This is a genomic window from Mesorhizobium sp. M1342, from assembly GCF_040317955.1.
Lineage (GTDB): Bacteria > Pseudomonadota > Alphaproteobacteria > Rhizobiales > Rhizobiaceae > Mesorhizobium.
Genome location: NZ_JAMYLI010000003.1, coordinates 252,568 through 267,562, shown reverse-complemented (window position 1 = coordinate 267,562; position 14,995 = coordinate 252,568). Strand labels below are relative to the sequence as shown.

General features: G+C 64.1%; 14 protein-coding genes. 1 reads left to right on the top strand and 13 read right to left on the bottom strand.

What is annotated here, in order from left to right; translation table 11 throughout:
- Positions 1-18 precede the first annotated feature (18 nt).
- From NKH06_RS04630 to NKH06_RS04605, 6 genes are all read right to left on the bottom strand, one after another.
- Complete coding sequence (locus NKH06_RS04630; protein WP_352798912.1) at positions 19-1,104, bottom strand: Gfo/Idh/MocA family protein; 1,086 nt, start codon at positions 1,102-1,104, stop codon at positions 19-21.
- Between the two features lie 35 nt (positions 1,105-1,139).
- Positions 1,140-2,201 carry an ABC transporter ATP-binding protein gene (locus NKH06_RS04625; protein ID WP_352441187.1) on the bottom strand — a complete coding sequence of 354 codons (1,062 nt, stop codon included), beginning with the start codon at positions 2,199-2,201 and terminating at the stop codon, positions 1,140-1,142.
- A gap of 1 nt (position 2,202) precedes the next feature.
- Positions 2,203-3,294, bottom strand: coding sequence for an ABC transporter ATP-binding protein (locus tag NKH06_RS04620; protein ID WP_352798914.1), 1,092 nt, complete (start codon positions 3,292-3,294; stop codon positions 2,203-2,205).
- A complete protein-coding gene (locus tag NKH06_RS04615) occupies positions 3,291-4,250 on the bottom strand; it encodes a carbohydrate ABC transporter permease (RefSeq protein ID WP_352892363.1) in 960 nt (319 codons plus the stop codon). The genes NKH06_RS04620 and NKH06_RS04615 overlap by 4 nt, the downstream gene beginning before the upstream one ends.
- Positions 4,247-5,107, bottom strand: coding sequence for a carbohydrate ABC transporter permease (locus NKH06_RS04610; protein WP_013530821.1), 861 nt, complete (start codon positions 5,105-5,107; stop codon positions 4,247-4,249). The genes NKH06_RS04615 and NKH06_RS04610 overlap by 4 nt, the downstream gene beginning before the upstream one ends.
- Before the next feature lie 81 nt (positions 5,108-5,188).
- Complete coding sequence (locus NKH06_RS04605) at positions 5,189-6,802, bottom strand: extracellular solute-binding protein (RefSeq protein ID WP_023814038.1); 1,614 nt, start codon at positions 6,800-6,802, stop codon at positions 5,189-5,191.
- Between the two features lie 336 nt (positions 6,803-7,138).
- Between NKH06_RS04605 and NKH06_RS04600 the strand changes: the two genes are divergently transcribed.
- Positions 7,139-8,167, top strand: coding sequence for a LacI family DNA-binding transcriptional regulator (locus tag NKH06_RS04600; RefSeq protein ID WP_352554751.1), 1,029 nt, complete (start codon positions 7,139-7,141; stop codon positions 8,165-8,167).
- 49 nt (positions 8,168-8,216) lie between these two features.
- Here NKH06_RS04600 and NKH06_RS04595 read toward each other — a convergent pair whose 3' ends face one another.
- The 7 genes from NKH06_RS04595 to NKH06_RS04565 form a co-directional block, all read right to left on the bottom strand.
- Positions 8,217-9,236, bottom strand: coding sequence for an aliphatic sulfonate ABC transporter substrate-binding protein (locus NKH06_RS04595; RefSeq protein WP_352554750.1), 1,020 nt, complete (start codon positions 9,234-9,236; stop codon positions 8,217-8,219).
- A 35-nt stretch (positions 9,237-9,271) separates the two neighbouring features.
- A complete protein-coding gene (locus NKH06_RS04590) occupies positions 9,272-10,168 on the bottom strand; it encodes an ABC transporter permease (RefSeq protein ID WP_352554749.1) in 897 nt (298 codons plus the stop codon).
- Positions 10,169-10,180: 12 nt separating this feature from the next.
- Entirely contained in the window at positions 10,181-11,017 is an 837-nt protein-coding gene (locus NKH06_RS04585) for an ABC transporter ATP-binding protein (RefSeq protein WP_352775310.1), read from the bottom strand.
- Positions 11,018-11,049: 32 nt separating this feature from the next.
- Positions 11,050-11,376 carry a 4Fe-4S dicluster domain-containing protein gene (locus NKH06_RS04580; RefSeq protein ID WP_023814043.1) on the bottom strand — a complete coding sequence of 109 codons (327 nt, stop codon included), beginning with the start codon at positions 11,374-11,376 and terminating at the stop codon, positions 11,050-11,052.
- Entirely contained in the window at positions 11,373-12,998 is a 1,626-nt protein-coding gene (locus NKH06_RS04575) for an FAD-binding protein (protein WP_352554748.1), read from the bottom strand. The genes NKH06_RS04580 and NKH06_RS04575 overlap by 4 nt, the downstream gene beginning before the upstream one ends.
- A gap of 30 nt (positions 12,999-13,028) precedes the next feature.
- Positions 13,029-13,625, bottom strand: a complete 597-nt coding sequence (locus NKH06_RS04570; protein WP_352892360.1) for a thioredoxin family protein — start codon at positions 13,623-13,625, stop codon at positions 13,029-13,031.
- Positions 13,626-13,903: 278 nt separating this feature from the next.
- On the bottom strand, positions 13,904-14,845 hold the full coding sequence (locus tag NKH06_RS04565; protein ID WP_352892358.1) for a heme/hemin ABC transporter substrate-binding protein: 942 nt from the start codon (positions 14,843-14,845) through the stop codon (positions 13,904-13,906).
- Positions 14,846-14,995 lie beyond the last annotated feature (150 nt).

Sequence of the window (14,995 nt, the reverse complement as noted above, 5' to 3'; positions counted from 1 at the left end):
GTGTTTCAGTTGCGGTGATCAGATAGCGATTTCGGAAAGCTTGACAGTGCGGCCCTCGTCGATCGAGCGATAGCCCGCCTCGACCAGCGCCATGGTCTTGACGTTGTCGGCCACCGACAGCGCCGGCGGCGTGCCGGTCTTCACCGCATGCTGGAGCTGCTCCATCACGCCGATAAAGGCATGCGGGAACCACATCGTGTCCCAACTCGGGCTGACCCATTCGCCGCCGGTCGTCTCGGTCGAGGCATAGGTCAGCGTCGAGGCCGCGCCCGTCGGCCAGCCGATGGTGCCCTTCGCGACGCCCTTGGTGCCGTCGACGCGCCAGTTGATGTGCTGGTCGTCCTTGTAGCCATCCTGGCGCGGACCGGACCAGACATCCTCCAGCGACACGGCGAGCACGCCGGACGGGAAGCGCAGCGTCGACACGGTGATGCCGTCGGAATGGTCGAATGTCGTGCGCGGATCCTTCCGCGTCAGCGTGGTGATTTCATCTGGATCGCCGAACAGGAAGCGCAGAACGTCGAGATGATGCACGCTCATATTGGCCAGCGTCAGCCGGTCGTAATCCTCGAGGAAGCTCTGCCAGTGGGGGATGGCGTGCATGTCGATCTGGGCGAAGACGATGTCGCCCAGCGCGCCGCTGTCGATGATCTGCTTCAAGACGCGCATCGACTGGTCGTAGCGCATGTTCTGATTGACCGAGAGGATCTTGCCGGCCTTGGCCGCCTCGTCACGCAGCTTGACCGCTTCATCGACCGACAAGGCCAACGGCTTCTGCGCCAGGATTGCCTTGATGTGCTTCTGCTTCAGCGCGTGACGGATCAGCGCCGGCTGCAGGTCGGGCGGGAAAGCAAGATCGATGATCTCGACATTCTCGTCCTCGATCAGTTTTTCAGGCGTGTCGTGGACCGTGGGGATGCTCCAGCGCGTCGCCACCTTCTCGGCGCTGGCCCTGGTGCGCGAGGCGATCGCCACCACCGGGAATCCAGCTTCCTTGTAGGCGGCGAGATGACACTCGGCCATGATCATGCCGGCGCCGACGCAGCCGATCCTGTATTCCTTCGTGCGGACCTTCACGTCCGGCTCGAAGCCCTTGTTTGCCATCTCTTCCTCCCGAAAGTCTTTCCTTGCGGCGGCCGTCATCGTGCCAACGCCCCGCCGCTCTGTTCGAAATAATGCACTCTGGCCGGCTCGCAGGATATCGCCACCATGGCATCCGGCCGAATGTCGGGCTGGCCGCGCAGCAATGCCTTCAGCCGCGCCTGCCCGGCAGCGAGCGTCACCACGGTGTAGCCGCCAAGCGGCTCGACCTCGAACACTCGCGCCGGGCGGCCCGGGCCCCCATCCGCCCACGGTCTGACCTTGATGTCTTCCGGCCTCAGGCCGATCTCCACGGCGTCGGCGGGCGCTGTCTTGTCTTCGATGCGGATCGTGCCTTCAGCCGCTTCGACACCGCCCTCGCCGCGCGCCGATCTGAGAATGTTCATCATCGGCGAGCCAAGCAGCCTTGCCACATAGGTGCTGGCCGGGCGGTCGTAGATCTCTGCCGGCGTGCCGATCTGCCTGACCTTGCCGTCCTCCAGGATAGCGATGCGGTCGGCGACCGACATCGCCTCTTCCTGGTCATGCGTGACATAGATCAGCGTCTTGCCGAGTTCGCGCTGGATGCGCTTCAGCTCGACGCGCGTTTCCTCGCGCAGCCTGGCGTCTAGCGCCGAGATCGGATCGTCCATCAGATAGGCATTGGGATCGCGCACCAGAGCCCGCGCGATCGCCACGCGCTGCCGCTCCCCGCCCGAAAGCTGTCCCGGCGGCTTGTGCAGGATATGGCCGATATGCAGCTTCGCCGCGACGTCCGTGACCCGCCGCTTGATCTCGACCTCGGCCACCCGGCGTTCGACCAGGGGGAAGCGGACATTTCCGAGCGCGCTCATATGCGGAAACAGCGCCAGGTTCTGGAACACCATCGCCACGTTGCGCTCGGCCGGTGACATCGCGTTGACCGGCCTGCCTCCGATCAGGATTTCTCCGAAGTCAGGTGTCTCCAGCCCAAGCACCAGGCGCAGGATGGTCGACTTGCCCGACAGCGGCGGTCCGAAGAAGCAGAAGAACTCATTGTCGTTGACGGTGAACGAGGCGTCGTCGACGGCAAGTGTGTTGCCGTAGCGTTTGGTCACGTTGCGGAAGACGATATCGGCCATCTCAACCTGCCTTCATCGCAAGGCCGGCAGCGGCGTCAAAGACGCGCACCGACGACGTAGTGGGGGCGATGACAGCGGTGTCGCCGATAGCCAGTCCGACATCATTGTCGAACACCGTTTTCACAGCCGCCTCGCCCTGGCCGAGATGAACGATGGTGCGCGCACCGATCCGTTCGACAAAGGTCACCGGCATTGCGAGGCCCTGCCCATTCTGCACCAACGTCGCCTGTTCCGGCCGGAATCCGTAAAGCACCTCGCCGCGGGCACCGCGCATGGCCGCCGCGAGTTCGCCCGGCAGCGGCGGCGTGACGCCCAACGGCCCGAGATCGACGACCAGTCCGCGATCGCTCTCCGCCAGCCTGCCCTTGAGCAGGTTCATGCCCGGTGCACCGATAAAGCGGGCGACGAAGACATTGGCTGGATCGTTGTAGACCTCGAGCGGCGTGCCGACCTGCTGCAGCACGCCATGATCCATGACCGCGATGCGGTCGGCCATGGTCATCGCCTCGAGTTGGTCGTGGGTGACGTAGACCATGGTCTGGCGGAACTGCCGCTGCAGCTGCTTCAGTTCGGTGCGCATGACGGCCCGGAAAGCCGCGTCGACATTGGACAGCGGCTCGTCGAGCAGGAAGATCGCCGGCTCCATGATCGCCGAGCGGCCGATCGCCACCCGCTGCAATATGTTGACCGACAGCCTGTCGGCCTTGCGGTCGAGCAGCGGCGTCAGTTGCAGCATCTCGGCGATGGCGCCGACACGGCGATCGATCTCGGCTTTGGCAGCCCCTCGCATTTTTGGTCCATAGGCAAGGTTCTGGCGCACCGTCATATGCGTGAAGATGGCGTAGTTCTGGAACACGAAGCCGACGCCGCGCCGGCCCATCGGTACGCCGGCCATGTCGCGCTCGCCGAACAGGATCTTGCCGCCGGTCGGCTCTTCCATGCCGGCGATCATGTTCATCGTCGTCGACTTGCCGCAGCCCGACGGGCCGAGCAGCGCCATGAACTCGCCATCGGCAATTGCCAAATCCATCGTTTTCAGCGCGGTGAAGTCGCCGAATTTCTTGATCAGGTTTTGCAGGTGAATGGCGCTCATGCCGCCACCTCGCATGCCCGCGCCATGCGCTTCATGGCGAACACCGCGACGATCGACAGCACGACCAAAATGGCCAGCGCGATCGCCGCCACATAGCCCCAGATCAGGTCCTGCGTGGTGAGCTTGTAGATGTAGACCGAGATGGTTTCGGTGGCGACGCCTGGACCGCCGCCGGTCATGATGTAGAGCGTGTCGAAGATCTTGAAGTTCTCGATCACCCGGATCGCCAGCGCGATGATGATGATAGTCTTCATCTTCGGCAGCACGATGGTGACGAAGCGCTGCCAGGGATTGGCGCCGAGCAGCGTCGCCGCCTTGATCTGGTCCTCCGGCACGCCGACCAGGCCGGCGAGCAGGATGAGGAACATCAGCGGCGTCCATTGCCAGATGTCGGCGACCATCACCGCGATCAGCGCCAGCGTCGGGTCCGACAGCCAGGCGATGGTGACAGGCGAACCGGTCAGCGACGACAAGATGTCGTTCACCGGGCCGCCCGACTGGAACAGCATGAAGAACATGTAGCCGGCCACCGCAGGCACCACCATCATCGGCATCAGCAGGATCGAATAGAAGACGCGCTTGCCCGGGAAATCGTCGGCAAACAGCGTCGCCAGCGCCAGCCCGAGCAGGAACTCCGCCGGCACGCAGACGATCATGACGATGGCCGTACGCTTCAGCGCGCTCCAGAAGCGCGCGTCGACGGCGAGATCGGTGTAGTTGGCAAAGCTGTTCCACATCGACCAGGCGTTCCACCAGCCGGTGCCCGACAGGGGCGACCAGTCGGTGACGCTGATGTAGAGCTGCATCAACAGCGGGAAGGCCGAGATGAACAGCACGAGGATCTGCGCAGGCAATGTCAGCCGGAAACCCAGCCTTGCGCCCTCATCGCGCGAAACCGGCTTTGCTCCGACGGCTTTCATCTCATCCTTGGAAGTCATGACAGTCACCGCGCTCATTGCTTGAGCGCCCCGAACGTCAACCCGCGCACCAGATGGCGTTGGATGGCGATGCCCATGATGACCGGCGGCACGGCCGCGATCAGGCCAAGCGCCGCCTTGGCGCCATAGAGCTGCCCGGTCATCGAGGAGGACAGAGAGGCCATGTAGACCGGGATGGTCACCCATTCGCGCGTCGTCAGAAGCAGCGCGATCAAATAGTCCGACCAGTTGAGGATGAAGACGAAGAGCGCCGCACTGGCGAGCGGCGCGCGCATCATCGGCAGCGTGATGCGCGTGAAGACGCGCAGCCGCGAACAGCCTTCGACAAGCGCCGCCTCCTCGATCTCGCGCGGCATGTCGTCGAAGAAGGTCTTCATCAGCCAGAAGGCGAACGGCAAGGTGACGATGCCGTAGATCAGCGCCAGGCCCCACCAGCTATCGGTGAAGTTGAGGAAAGCCCACATGATCATCACCGGGATCATGACCGCCATCGGCGGAAAGATCCGGAGCTGAATCAGCGCCAGCGGCAGGTTCTGGCCGGAGCCGAAACGCGACAGCCCATAAGCCGCGGCAGTGCCCGCCGACATGGCGATCACCGTGCCGAAAACCGCCGACAGCAGCGATGCGAGGATCGGCTTCAGCGCGTTACGGTCGAGCGCGACGATCAAATTGTTGGTCGACTCGCCGAAGACGAAACGGAAATTGCTGAGCGTCGGGTTCTTCGGCCACCAGGTCAGGTCGGCGCCGGTCGCCGACCATTCGGCGATCGGCTTGAAGGCCATCGATACCATCCACAGGATCGGCACCAGCGTCACCGCCATGGCCGCGAAGATCGCGGCATAGCGGAATATCAGGAAAGGAACGGAACGCTTCATCTGGCGGCTTTGCTGGTGGCGTTGTGGGCGGAGGGGAGAAGCAAGCTCCTCCCCTCCTTCGATATGATCCAGGGAGAAGGATCAGACGATTGGATCGAGAACTGTCGGCCAGGCCTCCTTGTTGGTCTTGATGGCTTCGAGCAGTTTGTCCTCGCCGGTGCGCCGTGCGATCTTTTTCCACTCTGCCTCGGTATCGGCCATCGCCTGCTCCGATGTCTTGGCCTTGGTCAGCGCCGCCATCAGGTTCTCGTCGAGCGCATTGTGGAAGGCTGTCGCGCCGGGATAGTTGATGGTCGGCACGGTGCGGGCGACCGTCTCGCGCACGACGTCCATGTGGTAGGCATGATAGGTCTGGCGCACCAGCGGATCGGAGAAGTCCGAAAGCCGGAACGGGTCCAGATAACCGCCGGGGTTGGCGCTCATCCATGCGTAGATACGGGCCGAGCCCAGCCATTGCAGCAGGAGATAGGCGACCTCCTGGTTTTTCGACTGCGACGAGACCATGCCGGTCAGCGAGAACCACAACACGGAACGGCTGATCAGCTTGCCGCCGATCTCGCGGCCGGGCGGCAGCATCGAGCCGATCTTGCCGGTGACGGCTGAATCCTTGTTGCCGGCATTGTCGAGGAATTTCGGCAAGTTGGAGAAGGCGCAGGTCATCGCCGCACCACCCTTGGCGAAGTTGCCGTATTGCTCCGGCCAACCCCAGGAGATCGCATCCGGCGAATGATGCGCGAGCGAAGCGACATATTCATTGGTGGCGGCAATGCCTTGCTCGGAATTGATCATCGGCTTGCCGTCATCGCCAAACAGGAACTGGTTGGGCGAAGCCATCGAGACATAGCGCTGGTACCAGTTCGTGTAGCCCCAGCCCTGGTTACGCAGGTCGGTCGAGCCGAACAGGCCCTTGTCCGGTCGCTGGAAGAAGGCGGCTATGTCGCCATGCTGCTTCCAGGTCTTCGGCGGCGCCAGATCGTAGCCGTATTTGTCCTTGAAGGCCTTCTTCTCGGCTTCGTCGCCGAACAGGTCGGCGCGGTAGACCCAAGTCTGGAAGTCGCCGTCCAGCGACACGCCATAGTTCGAGCCGCGGTATTTGTTGAGCAGCGACACGCCCTTGGCGCCGTTGACATAGCCGCTGACCGGATCGTCCCATTCAGGCTTATGCTGCGCGACAAAGTCGTCGAGCTTGGCGATGCCGCCGGTTTCGGCGAGGTCGCCAAGACGGTTCCATTCGGTCGAGTAGATGTCGTAGGCCCCACCCTTGGTGGAGATGTCCTGCATCGTCTTGGTGAATTCCTGGCCGTTCGGCAAACCGACGATTTCGATCGCGATGCCGGTTTCCTTTTCCCACAGCTCCTTGATCGACGGCGCACCGGCCGGGAACGGCTGCGTGAGCTGGCCGATCGAGCCGTCGGACAGGCCGAGCACGATCTTGGCCGGCGCCTTGCCGGCGCCCTTCAGCGCCTTGGCCGCCTCGATGGCGCGGCCTTCCGGCGTATCGGCGCCATACTGGTAGCGCTCGGCCCCTTCGAAGCCCGTCGGGCCGCCGATCATGCCGGGCGCCAGCGCGTCGGCCGCATAGGCACGTCCGGGACGAATGAATTGGGGTGCGATACCAGCGGCGGCCATGATCACAGCCGCCTTTCCTCCGGATGCCAGCAGCCGGCGCCGCGAGATGCGGATCAAGTCAGACATTGAAACTCCTCCCTCAGGGCCACGTTTCCTCCACGGCCCTTATGAGGGATATTGACGGCAGCATGGCAAGGCTGTCAACATCATAAATAATCAAAACACCTCATAACGTTGCAACAAGGCAAGGAAATGCACAAAAACGGGATCCATGCGTCACGCCGAATGCCTCAATTTGAGGGCACCCGGCCCTTACCGGCCCTGCGCAGCCCTGCCGGACGATTTGATTTAGCGCGGCGGCTTGCACATCGGCCAAGGGCGGATACATCATTTCCCATCAGAATCGCCGATGGCGGGGAAGCCGTCACCAGCCGATCTGACGCATGCAGGAGATGAAAGACGGTGCGTTCCACCCTGACTGACATAGCCCGGGAGGCCGGCGTCTCGGCCGCCACCGTCGACCGCGTGCTCAACAACCGACCCGGCGTACGGGCGCGCACACGGGAAATCGTGCTCGAAATGGCGCAGCGCCTCGGCTACATCGCCGAAGGCCCGAACGGCGCGCCGCCACGACCCTCGCCCGGCGAGGTCATCCGGCTCGACTTCGCCCTGCCGGCCGGCACCAATTCCTTCATCAAGATGCTGCACCGCCAGATCGAGGCACAGGCTCTGGCGCGGCCCGACCTCGATGTCCATATCGCCACCATCGAGGGCTTCAATCCTGACCGGCTTGCTCGCCTGTTGCAGGATCTGCGCGGACAGACGCAAGGCGTCGGCGTCATCGCGCTCGACCATCCGACGGTGCGCGAAGCAATCCGCTCCCTGTCGGCCAACGACATCAAGGTGGTGACCATCGCCTCCGACATCCTGCATGTACCCAGGGTCGCCTATATCGGCATCGACAACCGCGCCGCCGGGCGGCTGGCCGGCTATCTGCTCAACCGCTTCATGGGATCGGGGCGTCCGGGCAAGGTGGCGCTGTTCGCCGGCTCGCTGTCTTATCGCGGCCACGAGGAACGCGAGATGGGGTTCCGCCACGTATTGACCGAGGAATCACCCAATCTGCAGATCGTCGAGATGCGCGAAATGCTCGACGACCGCGAGAAGGCCTATTCGGAGGCATCGGCCCTGCTGGAGCGGCACCCCGACCTTGCCGCGATCTACAATGTCGGCGCCGGCAACACCGGCATCGCCCGCGCGCTCAAGGAGCGCGGCCGCGCCCAATCCATGGTCTTCCTCGGCCACGAAGTGACGGACGGCACCAAGGACCTTCTGCTCGACGGCACGCTCGACGCGGTGATCGACCAGAACCCGCGCGTCGAGGCCCGCGAAGCGCTCAACACCCTGATCCATGCGGTCCGGGGGCTGCCCTACGAATTGCACCAGCCAAGGCTGCAGGTGGTCTTCAAGGAGAACATTCCGGAGATTTGACCTGTACGAGGCGGCGCCGCAAAGCGCCGCCCGCTCGATCTTTCCGGGCCTATTGGACGGCAGCGACTTCAGCCGCGGCGCCATCGACAAAGCTCTTGTCGACCCATTTGCCATAGTCGATCGAGCCCTTCAGGAGCCCGGCGCTGGCCATGAATTTCTCCTCGCCCTGCAAGGCGGCGATCGCGTCGTCCGTGAGTTTCGGATCCTGATGGAACACCCCGTCGGCATAGGTCTTGCGGACGGATTTTTCCGACGACTTGGTCGCCTCGACAAAGGTCTTGATCGTCTGGTCCGGATGGGCGTCGGCCCAGCGCGAAATCTCGATATCGACCTTCAGCAGCCGCTTGACCAGATCGGGATATTTCGCCGCGAAGGCGCCGTTGACCGAGATGACGTTGGGCACGTTCCATTCCGGATGGGTGCTGGTGTCGAACAGGACGCGCGCCTCGCCGGTGTCGACCAGCTTGGCCGCCGTCGAATCGGTCTCGACAATGGCGTCGATATCGCCGCGCAGCAGCGCCGGGCCGGATGCCTCGAAAGGCAGGTTCAGACCTTCGACATCATTGGTGGTCAGGCCGACGCTGTTCAGCGCCTTGCTGAAATTCGAATGCCGCACCGTGCCGGTCAAATAGGCGACCTTCTTACCCTTGAGATCCTGCAGTGTCCTCAGCGGCGAGTCGGTCTTGACGACGATGTAGGAACCGCCGGCCTTCACATAGCTCGACAGGCCGATCAGCTTGACGTCGGCGCCGGACGCAGCAACCCGCAGCGCTGGATTGTTGCCGGTATAGGTGAATTCGATCGCGCCGGTGGCCAACGCTGTCGTCGCCTCCGAACCGCCATTGAAAGTCACCAGTTCGACCTTGATGCCGTCCTTGGCGAATTCCTTCTCCCACCAGCCGTCCTTCTGGGCGAGGATGAATTTGAGATGCCCCGGCGCGGTACTGCCGATGCGGATGATTTCCGGCTTGTCCTGGGCGAAGGCAGGCATGCCGCCAAGGCCGATGACGACGGCAATGGCGCCCTTCAGGAGCAGTCGGCGAAGTGCATCGAATGGAATGCTGGGCATGGGAAAATCCTTCCTGATTGGAATGAATGGACGGCTCAGATGAGCGAGGTCTCGGACTGGCCTTTCCAGGCTGTCGCCCAGCGCTCGAACCAGACAAGCAGGTAGTTGACGGTCAGGCCGATGACGGTCAGCGTCAGGATGCCGGCATACATGTCGGCCGTTTCCATCATCAGCTGCGAGTTCTGGATGAGGAAACCGAGGCCGGATTTGGCCGCCAGCATCTCGGCGCCAATGACCGCGAACAGCGAGGATTTCACCGCCAGCCGCGCGCCGGCGACGATCGAGGGAATGCTGGCCGGCAGGATGACTTTCCGGAACAGATCGAAGTCGGACGTGCCCATCGAGCGCGCCGCCTTGATCAGCAGCGGATCCACCGACTTGACGCCGCTGATCGTGTTGACGAGGAGAAAGAAAACCGAGGAGTAGAAGGTGATCGCCACCTTCGATTCCTCACCAATGCCGAGCAAAAGGATGAACACCGGCAGCAGTGCGAATTGCGATGTGTTGCGCAGCGTCTGCACCAGAAGGTCGGAAACCTTCTCGAACAGCCAATAGCGCCCCATCAACAGACCGAGCGGGATGGCCACCACCACGCCGAGTGCGAAGCCGATCGCAGCGCGCTGCAGGCTTATGCCGATATGCTCGATCAGCACGCCCGAGGCGAGCAGCGCCCACCAGGCGACCAGCACCTCGCTCAGCGGCGGAAAGAAGATCCGGTTCAGCCAGCCGAGCCGGGGCGCGATCTCCCACAGCAGGAAGAACAGGCCGAGCAGCGGCAAGCCATAGAGGAACGTGCCGTGGCTCGCTTTCTTGCTCCGGTTCTTGGCGCTGGCCTTGATGGCCGGGACCCTAGCGACGGCGACCGTTTCGCCAGCGCCGGCAAACAGGTGGAGCGCTCCAGCGGAGCCAAACTTCTCGGTCAGATAGGCCATTGGTCCAGCTCCTCAGTGACTGAAGGCTGGTGACAGGGTCCAGTCCTTCTGCGCCTTGTTGACCTCGTCGCGCAGCACGTCCCAGACGCGGGCGCGATAGGCGTTGAATTCGGCGCTGGCGCGGATGTCGCCGTCGCGCGGCCGTGGCAGGTCGATATCGATGATCTCCTTCACCGCGCCCGGCCGCGCCGTCATCACCACCACGCGATCGGCGAGGAAGATCGCCTCGTCGATCGAGTGGGTGACGAAAATGACAGTCGTGTTGATCTTGCCCCAGATCCGCAGCAGCTCGCCTTGCAGCAGTTCACGCGTCTGCTGGTCGAGCGCCGCGAACGGCTCATCCATCAGCAGCACTTCCGGGTTGCTGGCCAGCGCACGCGCGATTGCCACACGCTGCTGCATGCCGCCGGACAGCTGGTTGGGAAAACGGTCCTCGAAACCAGCAAGGCCGAACAGCGCCAACAGATGGCGGGCTGTGGCGGTACGCTCGGCCTTGGCCACGCAGCGCACTTCCAGCGCATATTCGATGTTGGCGAGCGCCGTGCGCCAGGGAAACAACGCATATTGCTGGAAGACATAGCCGGTCTTTGGATCGGGCCTGGTGATGCGCCTGCCGTCGAGCTGGACATTGCCGCCGGTCGCCTGCGTCAGCCCGCCAATGATATCGAGCAGCACCGACTTGCCCGAGCCGCTCGGGCCGACCAGCGTGATGAACTCGCCTTTGCGGATCGAGAGATCAACGCCGTCGAGCACGGTGACGCGGTCGGTCGCCTCGCCATCGACGGTGACGAACTGCCCCGGCTTGAGCTGGAACGTCTTGCTGATGTCGCTGACGACGATCCGGTCCATGTTCGGGCGATCCATATCTGTCTCCGATCGGTTCACTGCGCCACGCGGATGCGGTGCGTCGGGTCGAATTCCGAGCCGCCCGCCTTGCCGCGCTTCCAGCCAAGCGCGCGGGCATAGGAGCCGAACAGCCGTCGGGCGTCGGCCTGAGCTTCCGTGATGCCGGTCGGCCCTTCGGCGAACTCGGCCACATAAAGCGCGTCGGTCGGGCAGTAGATCTCGCAGAGAAAGCAGGTCTGGCAGTCCTCCTGGCGAGCGATCACCGGCACGCCATTGTCGGTCGCGTCGAAGACGTTGGCCGGGCACACCTTGACGCAGATGTCGCATTCGACGCAGCGCGTGGCCGAGACGATCTCGATCATGACGCCAGCTCCGCCAGCCGCTCAGGCGCACCTGCGATGCGGAACTCATCCACACCGGTGATGACCAGCCGGTGCGCGAAGGCCGGGCTCTTGCCCGGTAGGTCGGTGCGGCGATGCATGCCGCGGCTCTCGGTGCGGTGCAGCGCTGCGGCCACGGACCAGCGCCCGGCAGCGGCGATCGATGCCGCCTCGCGCGTGCGGACCCGATCCAGCCCCTCGCCTTGCAGATGGTCGCGCACGTCGCGCCAGACACTCTCCAGCCGCTCGCCGCTTTTCTCCAGGCCCTCGCCGGTGCGGAAGAAATTCTTGCCGAGCGGCGTCACTTCGCTACGCACCACCTCGATAACTTCGCTCGCCGAGATGTCGGCACTCGCCGACGATGCCGGACGCAACCCGGCTTGGCCGAGCGACTGCACCGCACTGCGGAACGCCTTGCCGGTGCGGCGCTTGGCATGGGTCGAGGCGCCCTTGCCGGCCCACCAGCCGCTGGCCAGCGCCCAGGATGAATTGACGGCGCCGCCGCCCGACACGGCCCCGGTCATCATCTCGCGGCTGGCGGCATCACCGGCGACGTAGAGGCCGGGCACGCCGGTGGCGCAATCGTCGGAGACGATGTCGATGCCGCCGGTGCCGCGCACCGTGCCTTCGGCGCGCAAGGTGATGCGGAACAACTCGCTGAACGGGTCGATGCCGACGCGGTCATAGGGCACGAAGCAATTCGGCTGGCCCTGGCGCAGCCAGCCTTGCAGCGCCGGTTCGGCCTGATCGAGCCGCGCATAGACCGGGCCGTCGATCAGCGCGCGCGCCACTTCCTCCTCGCGGTCGCCGATGCCGTTACGCAACGGCTCGCCGGTCGGTCCGACGATCGGCGAGCCATCTTCGCGATGGAACGAGGCCCAGCGGAACGGCAGGCCCTTGTTCAGCGATGAGCCATAGGGCGCCAGCGTGTATTTGCCGGTGAACTCCATGCCCGACAGGCTGGCGCCGGCTTCGGCCGCCATCAGATAGCCGTCGCCAGTCAGCCCGGTGGCGCCGAGGATGCGTTCGCGAAAGGCGCAGCCGCCGGTCGCCAGCACCACGGCGTTGGCGTCGACGCGCCAGTCCTGGCCGATCTGTCTCGCAACACCGGCGGCGCCGACAATGGCATCGCCGTCGGACAGAAGTTCGAGCGCCGGATGATGGTCGAGCACGGTGACGCCGGCCAAAAGCACCCGGCGGCGCATGAAGCGCATGTAGTCCGGGCCGCGCAGATTGGCGATGTAGAGCCGTCCGTCATCCTCGCTCGGAAAGGGATAGCCCCATTCGGACAGCCTGAGCAGGTTGCGGTAGGCGGTGTCGACGCAGCGCAGCATCCAGCGCGGGTCGGCGAGTTCGCCGGTGCGCTGCCAGCGTCGTTCGACCACGGCGTGCCTGTTGTCACCCGGCGGCACGCACCAGGTGCCGGTGTTGGACGGCGCGGTGGCGCCGCTGGTGCCGAGATAGCCCTTGTCGGCCAGCACCACCTTGGCGCCGCCCTCGGCCGCCGCGACTGCCGCCCAGGCGGCCGACGGGCCGCCGCCCAGCACCAGCACGTCTGCCTGGAGCAGCAAGCTGTCGGAAGCGGATTTTTGCGGCTTGTGCATGGACACCTGGCGAATGCGTCGAGGCCGGCGCTAGGCCGCGCGCGCCGCGCTGGAAGACCAGACCGGCTCGTTGCCGGCACTCCATTTGATGTTGCAGCCGATCGACGGCACTTGGCTGGCAATGGGCCTGCCGCCCTCCAACACCGTGTCGACCGCCGCTCGCAGATCGGCACCCGTCACCGGCTTGCCGTTGCCCGGCCGCGCCTCGTCGAACTGGCCGTGATAGGCGAGCCGCCGGTCGGTATCAAACAGGAAGAAGTCGGGCGTGCAGGCCGCGCCATAGGCTTTCGCCGTCTGCTGCGACGCATCCTTGAGATAGGGGAAGGAATAGCCAAATTTTTCGGCCTCTTCGCCGATACGGGTAAGCGTTTCTTCCGGATGCGCTTCGTGGTCGTTGGCGTTGATCGCCACCACTTGCAGCCCCTTGCCCGCATAATCCCTGGCGAAAGCGGCAAGCTGCTCGCGGATCAGCACGACGAACGGGCAACGGTTGGAAATGAAGGCGACGAGCAGGGCCGGCTTGGCGTCGAAATCGGCGAGGCGGTGCAGCACGCCTTGCGCGTCGGGCAACAGGAAATCGGCCGCCCTGGTGCCGAGGTCGATCGGATTGGACTCTGTCTTCGGCATCGATGCGCTCCCTTGTGCAACCATTTTCACAGGCCAAGGTGCGAGCGCCCTGAACGTCCGCAGTTAGTCTATGAATTTAGTATAATTATAGGCTGGATAGCGCATTCGCGGTCAACCGCGCGGCTTAGAATATCGTGCCAATGTTTCAGGCCGAGCCGCCAAGTTTGTTCGGGCGGAAGCCGATCCGGAGAAATCCGGACGGACAGGATTTATCAAGCTCAACTGGTTCGCCGACGAATTGGTACTGCCCAGCCGAACCGCCTTGCGATTTTACGGCGTCATTCCCCTTCCGGATAAAGCGCCTTCGCCAGACGGATCGCATCTGATGTGCGCGGCCCGAAGCCGATCATGTAGGCGCCGTCAAGCACGACCAGCGCCTTGTTGGCCGCCGCCGGCGTTGCCGCCAGCGCGCGGTTGCCGAACACCTGCTCGGGCGTCGGCCCGCTCTTGCCGTCGCTCATCATCAGGATGACGTCAGGCGCCATCTCGATCAGCTTTTCCTCCGATGCCGCCCTGTAGCCATGCACGACATCCATCGGGTTGAGGCCGCCGGCATAGCGAATGATGGCGTCGGCAGAGGTGCCGGCGCCGGCAGCGCTCAGCTTCACGAGGCCATGGAAGAACACCACCTTCTTGCGCCGCTCCGGCGGGATTTTTGCTGCCAGATCGGCTGCCGTCTGAAAGGCGGTGAGCACCTCGGCGGAAACCACCTTGCCCTTGTCCTCGAGCCTAAGGCTGGCGGCGATCAGGGTGATCTTCCGCTCGATGCCTTGCGGGCTGTTGTCCTGCGGGACGAAGACGATCGGGATCGCCAGTGATTTTAGCACCTCGACCGCCTCCGGCGGTCCGCTGTCCTCGGCCGCCAGGATCAGGTCGGGACGCAGGCTGGCCAGCCCCTCGACCGAAAGCTGGCGGCGGTAGCCGACATTGGGTTTTTGCGCGACTTCAGGCGGATATTTGCTGCCGCGATCGACGGAGATGATCCGCTCGCCGGCGCCCAGCGCGTGGACGATCTCGGTGACGTCGGAGCCGAGCGTCACGATTCGGGTCGCCGCGCCCGGCACGACGGTTCGCCCCAGCGCGTCGACAACGCCCTCGGCGGCCAGCGCCTGGAAACCACAGGAAGGCGCCAGCACCGACAGCGCCAGAAGCAGCACCGCCGCGATCCTGCCAGGTTGCGACCAGTGGGTCGTCTTGCCTTCGCCTAAACTGCCGACCATGCCGCTGTTCCCGTGCCAGATGCTTCTCGATGATGGTCGGCTATAAATTTAAAGTTGACTTGTGTCATCATGTTTTAATATGTGACCCCTGCCCCGGCCCGCCTGGTCGAGGGATTCTCGATCATGCCAGCCAAGGCCCTTCAGCCACCG

Coding starts and splice junctions, on each gene's coding strand:
- NKH06_RS04630 (WP_352798912.1), bottom strand. CDS start 1,104: ATGGCAAACAAGGGCTTCGAGCCGGACGTGAAGGTCCGCACGAAGGAA.
- NKH06_RS04625 (WP_352441187.1), bottom strand. CDS start 2,201: ATGGCCGATATCGTCTTCCGCAACGTGACCAAACGCTACGGCAACACA.
- NKH06_RS04620 (WP_352798914.1), bottom strand. CDS start 3,294: ATGAGCGCCATTCACCTGCAAAACCTGATCAAGAAATTCGGCGACTTC.
- NKH06_RS04615 (WP_352892363.1), bottom strand. CDS start 4,250: ATGAGCGCGGTGACTGTCATGACTTCCAAGGATGAGATGAAAGCCGTC.
- NKH06_RS04610 (WP_013530821.1), bottom strand. CDS start 5,107: ATGAAGCGTTCCGTTCCTTTCCTGATATTCCGCTATGCCGCGATCTTC.
- NKH06_RS04605 (WP_023814038.1), bottom strand. CDS start 6,802: ATGTCTGACTTGATCCGCATCTCGCGGCGCCGGCTGCTGGCATCCGGA.
- NKH06_RS04595 (WP_352554750.1), bottom strand. CDS start 9,236: ATGCCCAGCATTCCATTCGATGCACTTCGCCGACTGCTCCTGAAGGGC.
- NKH06_RS04590 (WP_352554749.1), bottom strand. CDS start 10,168: ATGGCCTATCTGACCGAGAAGTTTGGCTCCGCTGGAGCGCTCCACCTG.
- NKH06_RS04585 (WP_352775310.1), bottom strand. CDS start 11,017: ATGGACCGGATCGTCGTCAGCGACATCAGCAAGACGTTCCAGCTCAAG.
- NKH06_RS04580 (WP_023814043.1), bottom strand. CDS start 11,376: ATGATCGAGATCGTCTCGGCCACGCGCTGCGTCGAATGCGACATCTGC.
- NKH06_RS04575 (WP_352554748.1), bottom strand. CDS start 12,998: ATGCACAAGCCGCAAAAATCCGCTTCCGACAGCTTGCTGCTCCAGGCA.
- NKH06_RS04570 (WP_352892360.1), bottom strand. CDS start 13,625: ATGCCGAAGACAGAGTCCAATCCGATCGACCTCGGCACCAGGGCGGCC.
- NKH06_RS04565 (WP_352892358.1), bottom strand. CDS start 14,845: ATGGTCGGCAGTTTAGGCGAAGGCAAGACGACCCACTGGTCGCAACCT.